At 67.5% G+C, this 687-nt stretch carries 1 protein-coding gene and 1 pseudogene; one reads left to right on the forward strand and one right to left on the reverse strand.

Features of this window, described 5'->3' with window-relative positions; all coding sequences use genetic code 11:
• Positions 1–120 (reverse strand): annotated as a pseudogene (locus tag DYI24_RS27400) (cytochrome c biogenesis protein CcdA); the annotation flags it as partial.
• Positions 121–266: 146 nt separating this feature from the next.
• On the opposite strand from DYI24_RS27400, the gene DYI24_RS27405 reads away from it, so the two are divergent.
• A partial coding sequence (locus tag DYI24_RS27405; RefSeq protein WP_205523722.1) for a P1 family peptidase occupies positions 267–687 on the forward strand: 421 nt, incomplete at its 3' end.

Below are 687 nucleotides of genomic sequence, written 5' to 3' on the forward strand. Positions count from 1 at the left end.
CTCGATGGTCGCACCGGTCAGATAGATCAGGTACGGCGGCACCAGCGGCAGCACGCAGGGTGACAGGAAGCTGACCAGACCGGCGATCAGGGCGGCAGGGATCGAGACGTCGTGGATCATGGCCGGCTACATGCACCCGCGCGCAAAGCCCATGCAAGCTGCTGCGTCATCGTTCCGCGCCTTGTGATCGCACCGTGAGGGATTGCTTCGACCAATTGTTTATGCCGACAATGGCGGCCCTCGCTCAGCTCTCGGACGGATCCATCTTGCACAACCTGATCACCGATGTCGCCGGCGTCCGCGTCGGCCATGCGCACGACCACAAGCTCGCGTCCGGCGTGACCGCGATCCTGTTCGACAAGCCCGCAGTCGCCTCGATCGTTGTGCGCGGCGGCGGCCCGGGAATTCGCGACGGCGTGCTGCTGGAACCGGTGAACACCGTCGAGCAGGTCGACGGCTTCACCCTGTCGGGCGGCTCGGCCTTCGGCCTCGATGCCGGCGGCGGCGTGCAGGCTTGGCTCGCCGAGCGCGGCCGCGGCTTTGCGATCGGCAACGCGACGATTCCGATCGTGCCCGGCGCGGTGGTGTTCGACATGATCAATGGCGGCGACAAGGCCTGGGGCCGGTTCTCGCCGTATCGCGATCTCGGCTACGCGGCCGCCGAAGCCGCCGGCGACAGCTTCGCGC

Source organism: Rhodopseudomonas sp. BR0C11 (assembly GCF_010820945.1).
GTDB lineage: Bacteria > Pseudomonadota > Alphaproteobacteria > Rhizobiales > Xanthobacteraceae > Rhodopseudomonas > Rhodopseudomonas palustris_H.